The organism is Providencia sp. PROV114, assembly GCF_032704305.1.
In the GTDB taxonomy this organism is placed as follows: Bacteria; Pseudomonadota; Gammaproteobacteria; order Enterobacterales; family Enterobacteriaceae; genus Providencia; species Providencia rettgeri.
Window position 1 is genome coordinate 1,626,151 of record NZ_CP120528.1, and the last position, 17,615, is coordinate 1,643,765.

The following is a 17,615-nucleotide window of genomic DNA, read 5'->3' on the forward strand; positions in this document are numbered from 1 at the left end:
GCTTGCCTGATATGTAGAATAATTCAGGATGCGCTTTGCAATGATCATTTCGTTCTTACACCTATATTTCTATATGGCATTAGCAGAATATATTTTACTACTAATAGATAATAAAGGAGTAAGCGATAGACTATAATGATTTAATTAGGCATAAATGACAAAATAAAATTGTATAAATGAATGTCTAATTGCTATTTTGTGGAATAGAGAAAGTACATATCAATTTTTTATAAACTATTTTTATTATATCGTAAATGTGAGATACTACATCTTGGTTATAAACTCTGAGATCGTGTTTGTTTTTGAAATATTATAGCAATCTGCGTACTGTAAAAAATAGAAACTAGTAAGAACCAAATTAGATTGTCGATGAAAGTCATTTTTCATAATTTTGTGATGCTCATCTAGTAAAATGAATAATAAGCTTTCTTAACGTTATGGTTTTGTTATGTTTGGTACTTGAATATTATAAATTTTATTCTTGCTACTTTAAAAATTTACTATTTCGCTAATTGTAACAGGTTAACTGGCTTTTTAGCGTACTGATATTTTGTCGAATCAGAGAGTTTTAGAGATAAAATTGATTGTTTTTACTATTTTTTACATAAAAGTACCATCTAAACTGGGTTTATCACATTTCTCCAACTTAAATTGTATCAATAACATTAATATTGTTACAGTGTTAAATAATTCTGTTTATTTCCTTTGTTTTTAGATTATACATCGGCTATATGGGTCTTTTTTAGATAAATATTCCAAAGAAAGGTGGGTGTCTTATGGAATATAAGCATGAGGTATTACTCATTTTGTGCGTAACTAGGTGATATTACAGCACTATTTTGATTTTAAACATGAAGTGTATAGAGTGAAATACTTTGTTACATAGTTGCAATGTCAATTTAGGACTAGTTGAAACTAATTATAATGGTAGTATATCATTCTTTCCGATATATGCTGAATCGACTATAGCATTATCAAATGTTATACACATAAATATAAAAATAAAATATGTAGATAATTATCTGCTAATTTTTATTTCCTTAATATAAATTGAAGCGAGAATGTTTATGAACACGAAATATCCTGTCGCTTGTGCAGTTGGACAAAAAATAAAAGCCCTTAGAAGAGCTCAAGGCTTTACTGTTTTTCAGTTAGCTAAAGAGATAGATATAAGTGAACAGCAGCTATTTCGTTACGAGCGCGGTGTTAATCGTATTGATATAGATTGCCTTGTTCGAGTGTTAAAAGTTTTAGACGTTAACATGGGTGAGTTTTTTAGTGAAGTCCTACAAGATGATACTCAAGTAGATGAGAGCACTGGTGATAAAGGGTTTGAAAGCTCTGCATATACCCTTGTATAACCAAATATCCATATTGTCTCAGAATGAAACGCAATTAACTTTCGTTCTTAATTATTTCAATTGGGAACGTAAATTAAATGTATCTGCTGTGTATGATTTAAATAAGACAATAGCTATTTTTAGCTTATGTTTCATAATAGAACAAATAAAAGCCCGAAAGGGCTTTTATTTTTATATCCTTAAACTAACAATTACTTAATATTTCACTCGGTATGGGGGTAGTTTTTCTGGCGTGCTTATGCTTAGTTAACTTTCTTGTTCTTGAATTGGCTCTAATATTACTGTGACGATACGTGTTTCGATCATTTCTCCAATTCTTAATTGCAGTTGTTCTAGTTTTATGACGGTATCTTGTAAAGGACTCGATATAGAAGCATAAATAAATTGGTTAAGCGTCCTTTCATCGCCGTTATCAATTTGAATACCATAAGAGGATTGGATCTCATTTAATCGCGTCGTTCCTTTTAGACTTAACCCTGTATCGGGTAGTTCAATAGGTATGTGCTCAGAGATATTTTTTTCTGAAAAAAGACGTTCAAGGAAAATACGGTTTTCAGGTTTAAGAACAACGAATAAATGGTCATCAGCGTGAAGAATAGTTGACCCCCTTGGTGGTAAAACACTTTTTTCTCGCGTAATCATTGCAATGACAGTTTGGTCTGGTAATGCTAATTGTGATAACCGACGACCTACCGCAGAGCAATCCTCCCCTAAAGTATATTCCACTAAATCAGCATCTATTTGGTCTACTGCGGTAATATCTAAAGTGGCTGCAGGGATCAATGGAGGTGGCTGCATTAAATTCAATTTACGTGCTACATAAGGCAAGGTTGAGCCTTGTAAAGTTGCTGAGATTAATACCACAAAGAAAACCACGTCAAAAATCAGATGGGCATTAGGTAGCCCGTAGATAAACGGGAAAATAGCGAGAATAATAGGCACTGAGCCACGTAAACCTACCCAGGAAATCAATGTTATTTCAGGTTTTGGAAAACCAAATAATTTTAGGACAGGTATTACAGCCAATGGCCTCGCAATAAAAGTTAAGACAAGGGCGATAACTAAGCCTTCAAGCCAGACTTCAATAAGAGAACTTGGGTTGACAAGTAACCCTAACATAACGAACATGATAATTTGGCTTAGCCATGCTAATCCATCATGGAATAAAAATGTATTACGTTGAAAAACAAACCGATGATTACCAATTACCACACCGGTAACAAAAATAGATAAGAAACCACTGCCTTCTAAGTTACTGGCGAGCCCGAAAGAAAGTAGTCCACATGCAGCGACAAGGACAGGATATAATCCAGTTGCTAGTAGCTTAATCTTATTGATAATTTTGACTGAAACCCAGCCAACACTCAAGCCAACAACTGTCCCTATTCCCATCTGGCTAAAAAATAGCAAAATTAATTCACTACCTGAAGCTTGTGGATTCATTAAGAGTTGTAATAAACCAACCGTTAAGAATATGGCAGTAGGATCATTGGTTGCACTTTCTATTTCTAAAGTAGATTGCAGACGCTCGTTTAAATAGATCCCAGCGTTGCGCAGTAAGGAAAAGACGGCAGCGGCATCGGTAGAACCGACGATAGCGCCAAGTAGTAGCCCTTCAAGCAGAGGGACACCGAGAATATAAGCTGCGGCGAGCCCAGTTACACCAGCAGTTACAAGAACACCAAGTGTTGCTAGTGTAAAAGACGGTTTCCAAACTAAACGAATTGACTTTACGGATGTTTGCAGACCTCCATCAAATAAAATTAAAGCAAGAGCAAGAGAACCAACGGCATACGAAACATTAACGTTATCAAACGTAATCTTACCTATCCCATCTTCACCGGCTAACATGCCAATAAATAAAAACATGACTAGCATGGGTAAACCAAGTCTAGCTGACAATTTGCTAGAGAAAATACCCAAAAGAATGAGTATAGAAATCAATAAAATGAGTTGTTCAATAGTTGGCATAATCAGTTTAATCTGTAAGTGAATAAAACGCTGACGATGCATCGTAAAGCGCGCGTAGAAAGCAAAAAATGTCAAAATAGCAAGATAACTAAATATACACTGAGAATAGATTATTTTAGCGAAAAGCCGATAATATCCATTAAAAAGTATATCTACATGATTATAATATAAATAAATTTAAATAATTTGATTATTTATCGCATTTTTTGTCATTAAAGTGAGTTAAAGCACGTAAAAAAACGATAAATTTGAATAAGTAAGCATCGAGGTGGGCTTATTATATTTTTTTAATCAAAGATAATTATGGCGTGGGGAGAGAAGTATTGAAGGGAGGGAATAGGCATTTATAAAGTAAGGTCAAAATAAAGAAGGCCGAAAAAATTTTCGACCTTCACCATTACACTAATGATAGCGAGCTTTTTTAGCTAAATAGTCGCCAATAAATTGCATGCCTTGAACGATAATTACCAATGTAACAACGGTGATAGCCATTGCGACATTATCAAAACGCTGGTAACCATAGTTTAGAGCTAAGTCACCCACACCACCACCACCAACGGCGCCTGCCATGGCGGTTGCACCAACTAAAGTAATACTGGCAGCGGTTAAACTTAGGATTAATGATGACTTCGCCTCAGGTAAAATAAAGTGCCAAACAATTTGCCAATTTGTTGCTCCCATAGAATCAGCCGCTTCAATAATACCTGAATGTACGCTGAGTAATGAGTTTTCAACTAAACGTGCAGTATAAGGAGCAATAAAAATAACTAATGGTACAATTGCTGCAGTTGTTCCTATTGAGGTTCCAACCATAAAGCGTGTTAGGGGGATCATTGCAACTAATAATATGATAAAAGGCAATGAGCGAATAATATTAATAATAGGGTTCACTATACGATAAATACATTTATTTTCCCAAATACCGTCTGGCCTCGTTACAACAAGTACGATACCTAACAGAATCCCAAATATAGAGCCTAATACGAGTGCAACGCTGACCATCGTAAAGGTTTCTGACATCGCTAATAAAAACTGTTTAGTTGTTAAAGCGGTTTCGAATAATTGTGTCATATTGCCCCCTTATTGACAGCAACCCCACGTTGACGAAGAAAAGAAACCGCCTCATCCATTTTTTCTTTATCACCAATAAATTGGACAAACATGCTACCTAGCACGACACCACTGATTTCTTTCATGTTGGCAAATAAAATATTTATTTTGACAATTTCTTTCAGTATTAACTCATTAACAACAGGTTGTTGAGCGGAAGTTCCTAAAAATTCAAGACGATAAACATCTTGTTGATGTTCTAAGTTATGTAGAACGCGCTCTGGAATTTCTTCGTTTAACACGGTTCCTACAAACTTTCTGGTTGTGTCTTGGCGTGGGTTGGCAAAAATATCAAGTACGGTTCCTTCTTCGACAATTTTACCTGATTCCATAACAGCAACACGGTTACAGATTTGTTCAATAACTTCCATTTCGTGAGTCACGAGTAAGATAGTAATATGTTGTTCTTGGTTGATCTTTTTTAATAATTGCAAAATTGAGCGAGTCGTTTGTGGGTCAAGTGCTGAGGTGGCCTCGTCACATAATAAAATTTGTGGGTTATTGATCAAAGCGCGAGCAATACCAACTCGTTGTTTTTGTCCACCAGATAACTGCCCTGGGTATTGGTTTTTTTTATCGCTAAGTTCGACATATTCAAGAATGCTATCAACTCGCTGAGTGATTTCCTGTTTATCGATACCTGAGAGTACTAAGGGCATCGCAATATTTTGTGCAACAGTTTTCGTTTCCAGTAAATTAAAATGCTGGAAAATCATACCGATGCTTTTTTTATGTGAACGAGTTTCTGCTGGGGTATGCTCAGCAATATTTTGGCCATTAATGATAACAGCACCACTGGTTGGTTTTTCTAATTGATTCACTAGGCGGATAAGTGAGCTTTTACCAGCTCCGCTATAACCAATAAATCCAAAGATATCCCCTTTATTGATATGCAAATTAATATCTTGCAATGCAACTAAAGACTGCCCATCTTTTTCATAGACTTTTTGAATATTTTGAAAGGTAATCATAATTTACTCTACATTATCAGTTAATTGCATACGTTCTGAAGGTGGTGCAGCGGGGAGCCACTCATCACCTAATAATTCAGCTTCTTGGCTATTTTTGACTTGCTCAAGATGTTGTTCTTGATGGTTCAGATACAATTGAGCGGCAATATGGTCAGCCAATCGTTCAGCTCCAACATTCGTTCCGGGGATTAACCCTATAACGGGCCCCATGCTGAGTGATGCGCTTAAATTAAAACAATATAACTGATTGATTTTTAATGTGTCTGAGTTGCTTTTAGCTTGAAATTCAAAGTGATTACCTAAATAAGGGTGTGAAGCTAACTCTGCATTTTCCTCATGGAAAGATGGTGTGTATGCATCCCCCCATGTTTTGACTAGCGGAGATAATTGATGAAAAGCTCTGTCCTTAGCCCAATTAATTCGATAGCCAGTTGCCAAGATTAAATAATCTAATATGAATTTGCCTGTTGTGGTCGTGACGTGCAACTTTTTGTTTTTTACTTCAATAAATTTAACTTGAGTATTGAAATTGAAATAAGCATTTTCATGGCGAGAGACTCTCAAGGTACTTCCGTGAGGGGCTGGTGTTTTAGCTTTAGCAACATAATCCGTGTAATGCCACTTTTGAGCATCGGTAAAATAGGTATATGCATTGGTAAAACCTGCACTTCCAGCAACTTTTCCTCGGTTTACACGAGGCATATCGTTAGCTCGGATCAAAATTTCAACCGAATTAGCGCCATTTTCTAATGCCGTTGCTGAGCTATCCATCGCTCCTGCACTATAACCTACAACACCAATATCTAAGCCTTTAAAACGGCGATAGTCAGTGCCTGCGTAGGAGTGTTCCCAATAGGCTGTTGGAATATCATTCATAAAGCTAGGGATATTGGCCTCACTAAAAGACTCCATACCCGTTGCTAAAATAACATGTTGTGCTTGATAACTGACTGTTCCTTCAGGGGTATTAAAAATTAATTCACGGTAGTTATCATTAAGTTGTACATCAACGAGATGGTATTGATTAAGCACATGGGGTTCAGTCATGGTTTTATACCATTGCAGGTATTCACCCCATTGCAAACGTGGAATTTTATCAAGTTCATCCCATTTTTGAATACCAAATTGGGCTTTAAACCAAGCTTGGAAAGTTAATGAGGGAGATGCAAGTGCAGGGCCAACCACATGTTTTGGTGAACGTAATGTTTCCATTAGTGCAGGGCTTTGCCATGGGCCTTCTTTGCCAGAAGCGGCCTGATCGAAAACAATGGCGTTAATTCCGCGTAATTTCAGAGCGAAAGCTGCTGCAATCCCTGACATGCCCGCGCCAATGATAGCGACATCAATAACTTGGTTTTCAGGACAGTTTTTTGATAATGACCAAGACGTTATTGGTAAATTTAAATATTGCAAATCTTGTTTTATTTGCGCTTCTAATGCCTCTAAACCCATAATCAGTTCCATTGAATTACTCCTTGTCCTCGGCTATTTCAAAGGGTTCTCCTAGTGATAACATTAAGCGGTTCGCCCATGAAAAGAAGGCTGTTGATTGAACTAAATCGAGTAATTCAAGTTCAGACAAGCCTAGCGTTTGTAACTCTTTAATTTGTGATGATGTGGCTTGGATGGGGGTTGCAGACAAGGAAGCAACCAAATCTGTGATGGCTAGTAGTCTGTCATCAAAACCTTCTGCAAGTACTGAACCTGTCGCCGTTGCTAATAGTTTATCAACATCAGCGCGTCGCTCTTTTGCATATTGACTGGCTTTTCTTGCGTGAACAGAAGCACAGTATATGCAACCATTAACTTTACTAGTTACAGCTGCTGCAAATTCACGTTCCCAGCGAGGTAGCCCTTCAGAGGTATAAAATACGCCACGGTCAATTAAAGTTCGTAATTCTAAAATTTTGCTTTGATGGGCAAGTAGTAAAAAATATTCAGAGTTTAATTGACCAAATTTTTTCATAACTTGGGCTTCTTCAGCGGATAATGTCTTCGCATCTCTTGCTGAAATCCAAGCTTCCCATCCTAAATTATCTTGTGTAAAAGCGGTTGGGGATGAATTTCCTTTGCGGGTTAAAGGTTGGTGGTTCCACTTACCTGCAACAACTTTAGGTGCACTATTTGTAAGATTACTACTATCCGTCAGTAACAGAATTCCTTCGATTAGCCGAGCTTGATAAGTGACATAAGTTATTAATTGAGCAAGTAAAATAATGTCACTTTCTTGCCAACCTTGGTTAGTTAATTCGGCAATCAATTGGTAATGAGTGTCTTTCGGTGACTGTGTTAAAACTTGCAGATATTCTTTTGCTGTGGCAAGTGGTTTGCTAAGCGGTTCATCAGGAATTGAGTTTATTAATTGCAAATAAAATTCAGCAAGGCGGGGACTTCCTGTAATTTTTGCAACTTCATGGGCAAAATAATATTTCACATCACTTGTTAGCCGTGTCGAGGGCGCTGAAAAAATGGCTTCAAATACGGCTTGAGTATTTTCAGTCGCCACATTACGTTCATGGCGAATCTTAGTTAGACTGGAATCTGGTGTTAAGTTAGTTAAATAATTAATTACATCATTATTGGAAATAGTCATAAAGTAACTCACTTTTTTTAAACGTTTTTTATCTCCTTCATTACATATCAATCACATCACTAATCGAACGATCTATTTGTTATATGCTTATAACCAAAAGAAATTAAACTAAGCCCTTATATTACTTTTGTATTAAGTTATAACGATATAGTCTAAGTCGTGCTCTCTAATTATGATTATACTGCCCAAAATATCTTTACAGGGTTGTTACATATGTTAAAACAAAAAATAATAGGCTTGTCTTTAATTACTACGGCTTTAGTTGCGTTGGCAGGTTGTGGTGATAATAGTGAAAAAGATAATCCGAATAAAAAACAAATTACGATAGGTTTTGGTGTTGGTAATTATATTGACCAAGTGGATAAAGGTATCGTCCCGATTTTAGAGAAAAAAGGTTATACGGTTAATTTGCGCCAATTTTCGCAGAATAGGCAAATTAATCCTGCTTTTGAAGAAGGTTCAATCGATGCTTCTGTTAATCAAAGCCGCGCCTATATGGAGGCTTATAACAAAAAGAATAATATTAACATGGTGGCATTGACAGATTCACCGAGTGCGCCACAAAGTCTGCGGTCAAATAAACATAAAACACTGGATGATGTGAAAGATGGTATGATCGTCGCGCTATCTAATGACCCTGTTAATGCAGAACGTGGTGCTAGAATTCTGGAACAGTTAGGTTGGATTAAAATTAAGCCAAATGTGAGTACATTAAGCTTTAGTGTTAATGATATTTCGCCTGATAAATATAACTTAGATATCCGAGAAACTGATGCAGCACAAGGGTTACGATTATTAGATGATGTCGATTTTGTCGTTGTGAATGGCAACTATGTTGCAAGTGCAGGTCAGCGCATTGCTGATGGCTTGGTCGTAGAAAATTCACCGCTAGAGCATCGTGTTATTGTGACTGTCATGCAAAAAGACCTAGATGCTCAGTGGGCAAAAGATTTGAAAGAAGCTTTTGAGTCTAAAGAATATGCAGATTATATTCGTTCGCAGCGTATTTACGATGGTTTTATTGAACCTGAAAGCTGGAACAAATATCCTAAATAAAACCCTAGTCTGTTTTTTTATTATTAGTATTACGTTAACCACTAATTTTTATTAATTAGTGGTTTTTTCTATATAAACTAAATATCTTACTGATTTAATGTGAAAAATATTCGTGTTGAATTTGTAGACAATCTGATGTTTTTTCGTTATTTAATAGATTAAGAGCTGAATTATAAAAATAGAATATAGATAAGTTTATGTAAAAAATAAAACTGACAGGGGAAAGTATGAGTAACGAATTAATTGATGCATTTAATGTAATAAAATCTAAAAGATGGGTTGATTTGACACATAGCTTCGATAAAGATTCACCGCATTTTTTTATGTTTGATTCTGCTGAGTTTAAAACATTATTTGGTTATCCAGAGGGTTTTTTTGCACAGCAATTTACATTTCCAGGCCAATATGGCACTCATATTGATGCTCCTTGTCATTTTGTCGAAGGAATGCGTTATTTACATGAACTCGAATTAAAGGAACTTGTTTTGCCATTGATTGTTATAGACCAATCAGAAAGAGCAAAAGAAGATCCAAATTTTGCATTTTCTCGTAATGATATTCTCAATTTTGAAGCACAAAATGGCCAAATTGAATCCGGGAGTTTTGTTGCATTACGTACCGATTGGAGTAAACGTTGGCCATCACAAGAGCTTATGGATAATAAAGATGATGAGGGCAATAACCAAATACCGGGTTGGGGAATGGACGCTCTTAAATTTTTATTTGAAGAACGTGGAATAAAAGCTATTGGACATGAAACATTTGATACTGATGCAGCAAAAGATTTTCGAAAAAATAATGCATTACTCGGTGAGTATTATGTATTAGAGCAAGATACATACCAAGTTGAATTACTCGCTAATTTAGACCAAGTGCCCACACGTGGTGCCGTGATTTTTAATATTGTCGCTAAACCAAATAATGCCAGTGGTTTTCCTGTGCGTTCTTTTGCAATACTTCCATAGGAAATATAATTATAACCAATCTGCTAATGTAATAGCAGATTGGTTAAAACGGCTATAAAGCAATTATAATCCATGCAGCGGCTAATAGCATACACAATAGCGCGACAACTCCTCCAGATTTAGAAAATTCACCGAAAGAGATTTTTACACCATATGCCGCTGATTGTTCAACGACAATAATTCCAGCAAGGCTACCGAAGACCAGTAAATTACTTGAAAAGCCTGAACCCAATACAAGAGCTGCGCCTAATGAATCGGCATTACCATCAGGTGTTAAGAATGGGACGAGTAACATAACTGAGGGATTATTTCCAACGATAGTGCTTAGAACACCGGTCACTAAAAATAGGGCTAATGGATTATTGAGATCCACACCGTAGCTTCGTAAATCCGTTAATAATTGCTGAGGAAGGCCTGTGGCGGCAAAAGCAGCGTTAACAACAAATAACCCCATGATGAGTAATAGAAGATTACCGTCGACGAGTTTAAGCATATCACTCGAGGCAATGGACCGGTTTAATAATAAAAACCCAGCAGCAGTCAATGCTATAAGTTCTTTAGGAATATCAGTCACAATAAAGGCAATGATGACTGCGAAAGTAATAACACCAGCTTTTGCTGTCTCCCATACATTTAATGTTTCTTGGGTTTTTTGTGGGGAAGCTGCTAGCGTATTTTCTTTAGCCAAATACCAACGATTACGATATAACCAAACGAGTACCAACCATGTTAATGGTAAAGAAAGTAGGGCTGGTATTGCTGATGCCTGTAATAAGCCTACAAACGAGATATCGAGCCCTTGGGCTGCGATCATATTTTGTGGGCTACCAATTAATGAGCCGGCCGCGCCATTATTCGCCGCGAAACAAAAACCAAGTAAAAATGGAATTGGGTTTAAACCGCGAGATAAACTAATTGATACTAATAATGGTGTCATGGCGACAACAACAACATCGTTAGTGAGAAATGCAGAAAGAAAGCCACCGACAAGAATTAAAACCGCGAGTAATGTAGGGGGAGAAACTTTTAGCATTGCCACTCGGTTTGCGGTCCAACTATAAAAACCAGACACAACAAAAGAAGCAGAAACGACCATAAGCCCAAATAACATACCAATCGTTCGGTAATCGATAGCATTCCACGCATGAGGCGGTGTAATACTGCCGATAGCCATCATAGCGAGGGCGCCAATAACAGCAGCGCCCGTTCTATCAACTTTGAAGCCTGGTAGCTTACCAAAGCCCATTGCAATATAAACTAAAAGAAAAACAATAACGGTTAACGTCATGATATTCACATTTTAATTAAGAAAATTAGAGGTAATTTATCGATGAACACTCAGCGAAGCAAGGCTAAATAATGTATTGATAATAACATGTTGCAGTTAGCTCCATTTAAGATTGTCGCTAAAAGATAACAATAATGTAATTAAGAATGAAGTTTACAAATAGCGATAACAAGCATTGACCATAAGAAACGATAATCTGATTTGTTGCAGCATAAAAAGAAAAACAAAGAAAATACATTTGGTAATTTTATTACAAAATTAAAAAAGTATTTGGTCAGTTGAGAATTTGATAGCAGCTCATAGGATTAAAAAAGAGAAACTGAAAATTAATTGTGACAAAAGTCACTATTTAAAGATAAATAACGTTTTTTAATTTGTGATTTAAGTCACAAAAAATGATTTTTTAGTACAAAAAAAGATCAATGTAATTTAGTGACACGAGCTTTTTGTGAGCTTCATCAATATAAATATAGGGTGGACAGGGGGGTAATGGTGACTTTGATCACATAAAGGCCCACGTGGTGCGAATCTGATAAAGCTCATGCTAGAGTGAAAGTGTTGAAAAAATCACGGACGTTATTTGGCGATAACGTTACTACTTTATCATTCTCGTACCACGGGGTTCTGTCATGGTAACATCAAATATCAAATTAAAGGTACAGAATTTTGGGCGTTTCCTCAGTAATATGGTTATGCCTAATATCGGTGCTTTTATCGCTTGGGGATTAATTACTGCGTTATTTATCCCAACTGGCTGGTGGCCTAATGAGACATTAGCTCAACTTGTAGGCCCTATGATCACCTATTTACTACCACTATTAATCGGTTATACCGGTGGCCGTTTAGTCGGTGGAGAGCGGGGTGGAATAGTTGGCGCAATAACAACAATGGGTGTAATTGTTGGGGCCGACATGCCAATGTTTATGGGGGCAATGATTGCTGGCCCATTAGGCGGATATGCAATAAAACGTTTTGATTTGTGGATAGAAGGCAAAATTAAAACGGGTTTTGAAATGTTAGTGAATAATTTTTCATCTGGCATTATCGGTATGTTATTAGCCATTTTGGCTTATTTAGCGATTGGGCCTCTTGTTGCAGGGCTATCCAAGATATTAGCAGCCGGTGTAAATGTGATGGTGGAGAATAATTTACTTCCACTCACGTCTATTTTTGTTGAACCTGCCAAAATCTTATTTCTTAATAATGCTATCAATCACGGTATTTTTTCACCACTAGGTATTCAGCAAGCATCAGAAACAGGTGCATCCATCTTTTTCTTAATTGAAGCCAACCCTGGACCCGGTTTAGGTGTTTTACTCGCGTATATGTTTTTTGGCAAAGGTAATGCTAAGCAGTCTGCGCCAGGAGCCGCAATTATTCACTTTTTTGGTGGCATCCATGAAATTTATTTTCCTTACGTCTTAATGAATCCTCGGTTAATTCTTGCTGTTATTCTGGGTGGAATGACAGGGGTATTTGTGATGAACCTTTTTCATGCTGGGTTAGTCTCTCCTGCATCCCCGGGCTCAATATTTGCAGTTCTACTGATGACGCCTAAATCATCACTTATCGGCGTTATTTTATCGGTCGCAAGTGCTACAGTTGTTTCTTTCATCGTTTCAGCTCTTTTATTAAAACGAACACGAATTGGTGATGATGATGAACTCGAGAGTGCTACGAAAAAAATGCGTAATATGAAAACGCAATCAAAGTCATCATCAGTAAATTCAATCAATAAAGATGCTTCTATCAATTTAGCTCAAGTGCACAACATTATTGTCGCTTGCGATGCAGGCATGGGCTCAAGTGCAATGGGAGCGGGGGTATTAGCCAAAAAAGTACGTGATGCTGGCTTGCTAGACATCACCGTCACTAATATGGCAATCAACGATTTACCAGAAAATGTTGATATTGTTATCACTCATAGGGATTTAACGCAAAGAGCGAAATCATTTGCGCCAAATGCAATCCATATTTCTTTAACAAACTTCTTAGATAGTCAAACGTATAATGATTTAGTCACGAATTTAATAGCTAAAAAAAATCCTAAGGCAGCTAATGATGGGCATTTAATTAAACAAACTATTGTTGCGGCTAATGATGAGTCATATGACATAACCGAACATGAAGAGGCTTTGTTTACTTTAAGTGCGAAGCACATTCATTTAAATCTGGCGGCAGAAAATAAAACCCAAGCTATCCGCTTTGTAGGGCAGAAGCTAGTTGAAGGCGGGTATGTTGAGCCTGAATATATAGAGGCTATGCTAGCTCGTGAAAAACTAACACCAACATATCTTGGAGAGTCTATTGCGGTACCTCACGGAACAATAGAAGCCAAAGACCGCGTATTAAAAACTGGCATTGTTATTTGCCAATATCCTAAAGGCGTACAATTTGGTGAAGAACCCGATGAAATTGCTCGCTTAGTGATTGGTATTGCAGCACAAAATAATGAGCACATTGAAGTTATTACACGAATTACTTCCGCTTTAGATGAAGATGGGGTCATTGAGCGTTTATGTGAAACCCAAGATGTTCAGGAAGTACTCGAAATTTTAGCGTCTCAAAGTGCAGCATAAGGAGAATAATAATGAAAGTCATTCATTTTGGTGCAGGAAATATAGGCCGCGGTTTTATTGGTAAATTATTAGCAGACGCAAATTCACAAGTCACTTTTACGGATGTCAATCAGCCATTAATTGACCAACTAGCACATCAACAATCTTATAATGTTCATGTTGTTGGTCAGGAAAATCGTATTGAGAAAGTCCAACACATTCACGCTGTTAATAGTAATGACCCTAAAACGATAGAGTTTATTGCAACGGCAGATATGCTTACAACAGCAGTCGGGCCTCAAGTGCTTGAAAAAATTGCCTCAACGATAGCTAAAGGCATTATTCATAGAAAATCGTTGGGAAATAACCAGCCACTCAATATTATTGCATGTGAAAATATGGTGAGAGGAACTAGCCAATTAAAGCAACATGTATTGGCTCAATTGCCTGAAGAGTTACATCAATGGGTTGAGCAGCATATTGGTTTTGTAGACTCCGCAGTTGACCGTATTGTTCCTCCGATGGAGGCAGCGAATGATGACCCGCTTGATGTTACCGTCGAATCCTTTAGTGAGTGGATTGTTGACCAGACACAATTTGTTGGTGATATTCCTATTATCGAAGGAATGGAATTAACGGATAATCTAATGGCATTTGTTGAACGTAAGCTATTTACGTTAAATACAGGCCATGCAATAACAGCTTATCTGGGGCAATTATATGGATACCAAACAATTAGTGAAGCGATTGGCGATTTGAGGATCCACACTATTGTTAAATCGGCAATGAAAGAAAGCGGGCAAGTATTAATTCAACGTTATGGCTTTGATTCGAAAATACATAATCAATACATAGATAAAATACTGAGCCGCTTTGCGAACCCATATTTAAAAGATGATGTTAGCCGAGTAGGACGACAACCTATGCGAAAATTAAGTTCAAATGATCGTCTAATTAAGCCGTTATTTGGTACATTTGAATATCAATTATCACATGAAAATCTGATCATAGGTATTGCAGCTGCATTGCATTTTAGGTGTGAAACTGATCCCCAAGCAAATGAAATGGCAAAGTTAATTGCAGACAAAGGACTTACCCAAACGGTCATTCAACTTTGTGGAATAGAGCAATATCCAGAGGTAATTGATAAAATTTGTACTCAATACCAGTTAATGATGTTGAGTAAAAAGTAATATTACGGATAATGGGTTAATTATTGAGGTTCAATCACTTTATGGCTACCTACTATGTGAAAGCAAGTAATATAGCCATAAAGTGATAAAAGAAGCTAATATGGAAAATAAACAAAACATTGAAAATCAAATTCTTGAGCGGTTGAATCAACGACCAGAGGTGCACTTATTTGTTCAAGATGTCGTTATTTTAATTTCACAAGCTATTGATAAATTAATGTTAAAAGTTTTCAGAAAGGATGACTATGCAGTAAAATATGCAGTTGAGCCTCTTTTAACTGGAAATGGCCCATTAGGGGAGTTATCGGTTCGTTTGAAACTCTTATTTGCGTTAGGGGCTATTTCTCGTGAAACCTATGAAGATATAGAATTATTTCTTGCTTTGAATGAGTCATTATCTGCAGAAAAAATAAATATAAATTTTACGGATGATGAAATTTTAGGCAGTATTAAAATGCTTCATTGTATGGAACCATTACCAGAAATGATGAGATTTAATCAGCCGGAAGATCTTATTGATAATCAATTAATTGAATTGCAAAAACACCGTTTTCAGCAAATGATCAAATCTTCATTGATATTGTCTGTAACAGCCTTAATTACCCAAATTATCGAAACGGATGTATTTTAAAATAGGTTATTCTATTATCTCTATTTTACTGTTTACTTACCAAGGTAAATATGTTTGAAATAATACGTTATTAGCCGAGAATCAGCAGAGTATCGAATGAATATTATTATTGCACATGAAATCACCACTGAAGATAAAGAGGAGTTACTTGCAGGGTTGCGTAGTTTTAATACTCAGTTTTTAAATGCCGACCGATTTGGTTCATTAGGAATTTATTTTAAAAATGATGATGGTGTGATGCTTGGTGGTTTACTTGCCTCAGTTAAGGCAAATTGGTTATGTATTGATTATTTATGGGTTAGTGAAAGTGCCAGAAATGATGGATTAGGGCGTGAATTGATGTATACCGCTGAACGGGAAGCAATAAAATTAGGTTGTATTCATAGCTTAGTTGACACATTTAGTTTTCAAGCCTTACCATTTTATGAAAAATTAGGATATGTGAAACAAATGTCATTACCTGACTTCCCGGAGACAGGCATGCAACGACATTATTTAACTAAACGTGATATATAAAAAGTACCTATAAATTATGGCATGATCGGTTTAGTCGATAAATATTGTGCTGCATAATCAGGTAGGCGAGCCTTTAATTTATCAATTGTTATTTCAGCAATGACACCACTTGTCGGTACTAACTCGTTTGTTTCAACGAAAATATTCTCTGAACAAAAGAACTGATTAGATGAGAATGATTTTTCTGGTGAAGTAACTAATGGTTTGCTCTTAGTCCTATTGATAAAGCGATTAGAGAAAACTAGATAATTTTTAATATTAATAGATTTATCTTCAGTATCTACAAAATTTTGCCAATAGCTAATTAAAGCGTCAGATAAATAATTATTAAAAATGAAGGTGTCTTGCATAATTAGCCATTTGTCATCGACATTGTCATAGGGGCGTGCATTAAAAGAAATGTGATTAAGATAGTTACCAGCAAATACGAGTCCTTTTGCATTACGAAACTTTAATTGACCGGATGGCTTATCATCTTTTGGCCAGCCAGAGAAATAATTTTGAATAACTTCAACTTGTTCATACTGTTTAATATAAATACCATGATCACGTTGTATATCATCTTTATCTGTTTTAGGATTGTAGAGAAAGATTTGGTCACTACCTGAAATAAAGTTTTTACGAAATATCCCTTTTTTGAGATTACTCGTCGAATACCAACCGGAAACAAATTCACCTTGGGCATCATCAAAAGATATTAATTTTTTATCTCTTAAACTTAAAAGTGTGGTGAGCAGTATCTGTGTTTTTTTATCAAGCCATGGTGTTGCTAAGTTAATCTCATCGACCGAACCTAAAAAATTTTGTTCAATTAATAAACCGGAACTATTACCATAAGTACTAAGACCAACTCCTGCATAGTTACGCCCACGCATAAAAACATTACCATTTATTGTATAGAAATGACTAGAACAGGTCAGTTGCGCTGTGCTGTATTCGGTTATTGTGTTAATAAATACATTATGGCTAATACGAATTGCAGATTTGTGTCCATAAAAATGTATTCGAATATTGTCAAAGATTATGTTCTCTATGTTTATATTTGACACTTTTGTTCTGTAGGTACTATCACCGAACATAACCGATTGTCCTTTGGGATTTAAACAACGAAAAATTGTGCCTTCTATCGAACCCAATAAGGAATTATAAGATGTTAATAATACATCGCTAGCAAATAAGTAAGTACCGGCAGGGAAATAAATACCTTTATGAGATGTGTTACTTTTTTTAAGTAAACTTAATATCGCCTGACTTAAATCTTTATCTGTATTTGGTAATATACCTGCATCTTGTGCATTGATATAGCCATCCGGTGTGTCATTGCATGTGGGGCTTTGATTTATCATGTATATATCCTATCGACGGTTTTATTGTGGGGATATGAATAGTGTCACTTATAATT

At 36.2% G+C, this 17,615-nt stretch carries 14 protein-coding genes; 7 read left to right on the forward strand and 7 right to left on the reverse strand.

Translation table 11 applies throughout. The features are described 5' to 3' along the window. Positions 1-1,067: 1,067 nt before the first annotated feature. Entirely contained in the window at positions 1,068-1,361 is a 294-nt protein-coding gene (locus tag P3L37_RS07040) for a helix-turn-helix domain-containing protein (protein ID WP_004912555.1), read from the forward strand. A gap of 246 nt (positions 1,362-1,607) precedes the next feature. Here P3L37_RS07040 and P3L37_RS07045 read toward each other — a convergent pair whose 3' ends face one another. The 5 genes from P3L37_RS07045 to P3L37_RS07065 all read right to left on the reverse strand — a co-directional run bounded on the left by P3L37_RS07045 (position 1,608) and on the right by P3L37_RS07065 (position 8,006). Continuing rightward, complete coding sequence (locus P3L37_RS07045; RefSeq protein ID WP_226537920.1) at positions 1,608-3,374, reverse strand: potassium/proton antiporter; 1,767 nt, start codon at positions 3,372-3,374, stop codon at positions 1,608-1,610. Positions 3,375-3,734: 360 nt separating this feature from the next. Further along, positions 3,735-4,403 carry a methionine ABC transporter permease gene (locus P3L37_RS07050; protein ID WP_004264861.1) on the reverse strand — a complete coding sequence of 223 codons (669 nt, stop codon included), beginning with the start codon at positions 4,401-4,403 and terminating at the stop codon, positions 3,735-3,737. Beyond that, complete coding sequence (locus P3L37_RS07055) at positions 4,400-5,413, reverse strand: methionine ABC transporter ATP-binding protein (RefSeq protein WP_109911499.1); 1,014 nt, start codon at positions 5,411-5,413, stop codon at positions 4,400-4,402. The genes P3L37_RS07050 and P3L37_RS07055 overlap by 4 nt, the downstream gene beginning before the upstream one ends. Before the next feature lie 3 nt (positions 5,414-5,416). After that, positions 5,417-6,877: an NAD(P)-binding domain-containing protein gene (locus tag P3L37_RS07060; RefSeq protein ID WP_109911500.1), complete on the reverse strand. Its 1,461-nt coding sequence runs from the start codon at positions 6,875-6,877 to the stop codon at positions 5,417-5,419. A 4-nt stretch (positions 6,878-6,881) separates the two neighbouring features. Then, complete coding sequence (locus P3L37_RS07065; RefSeq protein ID WP_109911501.1) at positions 6,882-8,006, reverse strand: CMD domain-containing protein; 1,125 nt, start codon at positions 8,004-8,006, stop codon at positions 6,882-6,884. Positions 8,007-8,219: 213 nt separating this feature from the next. Between P3L37_RS07065 and P3L37_RS07070 the strand changes: the two genes are divergently transcribed. After that, complete coding sequence (locus P3L37_RS07070) at positions 8,220-9,062, forward strand: MetQ/NlpA family ABC transporter substrate-binding protein (RefSeq protein WP_004912542.1); 843 nt, start codon at positions 8,220-8,222, stop codon at positions 9,060-9,062. A 227-nt stretch (positions 9,063-9,289) separates the two neighbouring features. Continuing rightward, positions 9,290-10,027: a cyclase family protein gene (locus tag P3L37_RS07075; RefSeq protein ID WP_109911502.1), complete on the forward strand. Its 738-nt coding sequence runs from the start codon at positions 9,290-9,292 to the stop codon at positions 10,025-10,027. A 52-nt stretch (positions 10,028-10,079) separates the two neighbouring features. Here the strand turns inward: P3L37_RS07075 and P3L37_RS07080 are convergent, their stop codons facing one another. Further along, positions 10,080-11,315 (reverse strand): SLC13 family permease, encoded by a 1,236-nt coding sequence (locus P3L37_RS07080; protein WP_004912534.1) that lies wholly within the window; start codon positions 11,313-11,315, stop codon positions 10,080-10,082. A gap of 629 nt (positions 11,316-11,944) precedes the next feature. Between P3L37_RS07080 and P3L37_RS07085 the strand changes: the two genes are divergently transcribed. The 4 genes from P3L37_RS07085 to P3L37_RS07100 all read left to right on the forward strand — a co-directional run bounded on the left by P3L37_RS07085 (position 11,945) and on the right by P3L37_RS07100 (position 16,213). Next, complete coding sequence (locus tag P3L37_RS07085) at positions 11,945-13,894, forward strand: PTS mannitol transporter subunit IICBA (RefSeq protein WP_109911503.1); 1,950 nt, start codon at positions 11,945-11,947, stop codon at positions 13,892-13,894. A gap of 11 nt (positions 13,895-13,905) precedes the next feature. Then, positions 13,906-15,066: a mannitol-1-phosphate 5-dehydrogenase gene (locus P3L37_RS07090; RefSeq protein WP_109911504.1), complete on the forward strand. Its 1,161-nt coding sequence runs from the start codon at positions 13,906-13,908 to the stop codon at positions 15,064-15,066. A 100-nt stretch (positions 15,067-15,166) separates the two neighbouring features. Further along, a complete protein-coding gene (locus P3L37_RS07095) occupies positions 15,167-15,697 on the forward strand; it encodes an MltR family transcriptional regulator (protein ID WP_004912528.1) in 531 nt (176 codons plus the stop codon). A 96-nt stretch (positions 15,698-15,793) separates the two neighbouring features. Further along, entirely contained in the window at positions 15,794-16,213 is a 420-nt protein-coding gene (locus P3L37_RS07100) for a GNAT family N-acetyltransferase (RefSeq protein WP_109911505.1), read from the forward strand. A gap of 14 nt (positions 16,214-16,227) precedes the next feature. On the opposite strand, the gene P3L37_RS07105 is transcribed toward P3L37_RS07100, so the two are convergent. Beyond that, complete coding sequence (locus P3L37_RS07105; protein ID WP_110732022.1) at positions 16,228-17,559, reverse strand: glycosyl hydrolase family 28-related protein; 1,332 nt, start codon at positions 17,557-17,559, stop codon at positions 16,228-16,230. Positions 17,560-17,615: the final 56 nt, after the last annotated feature.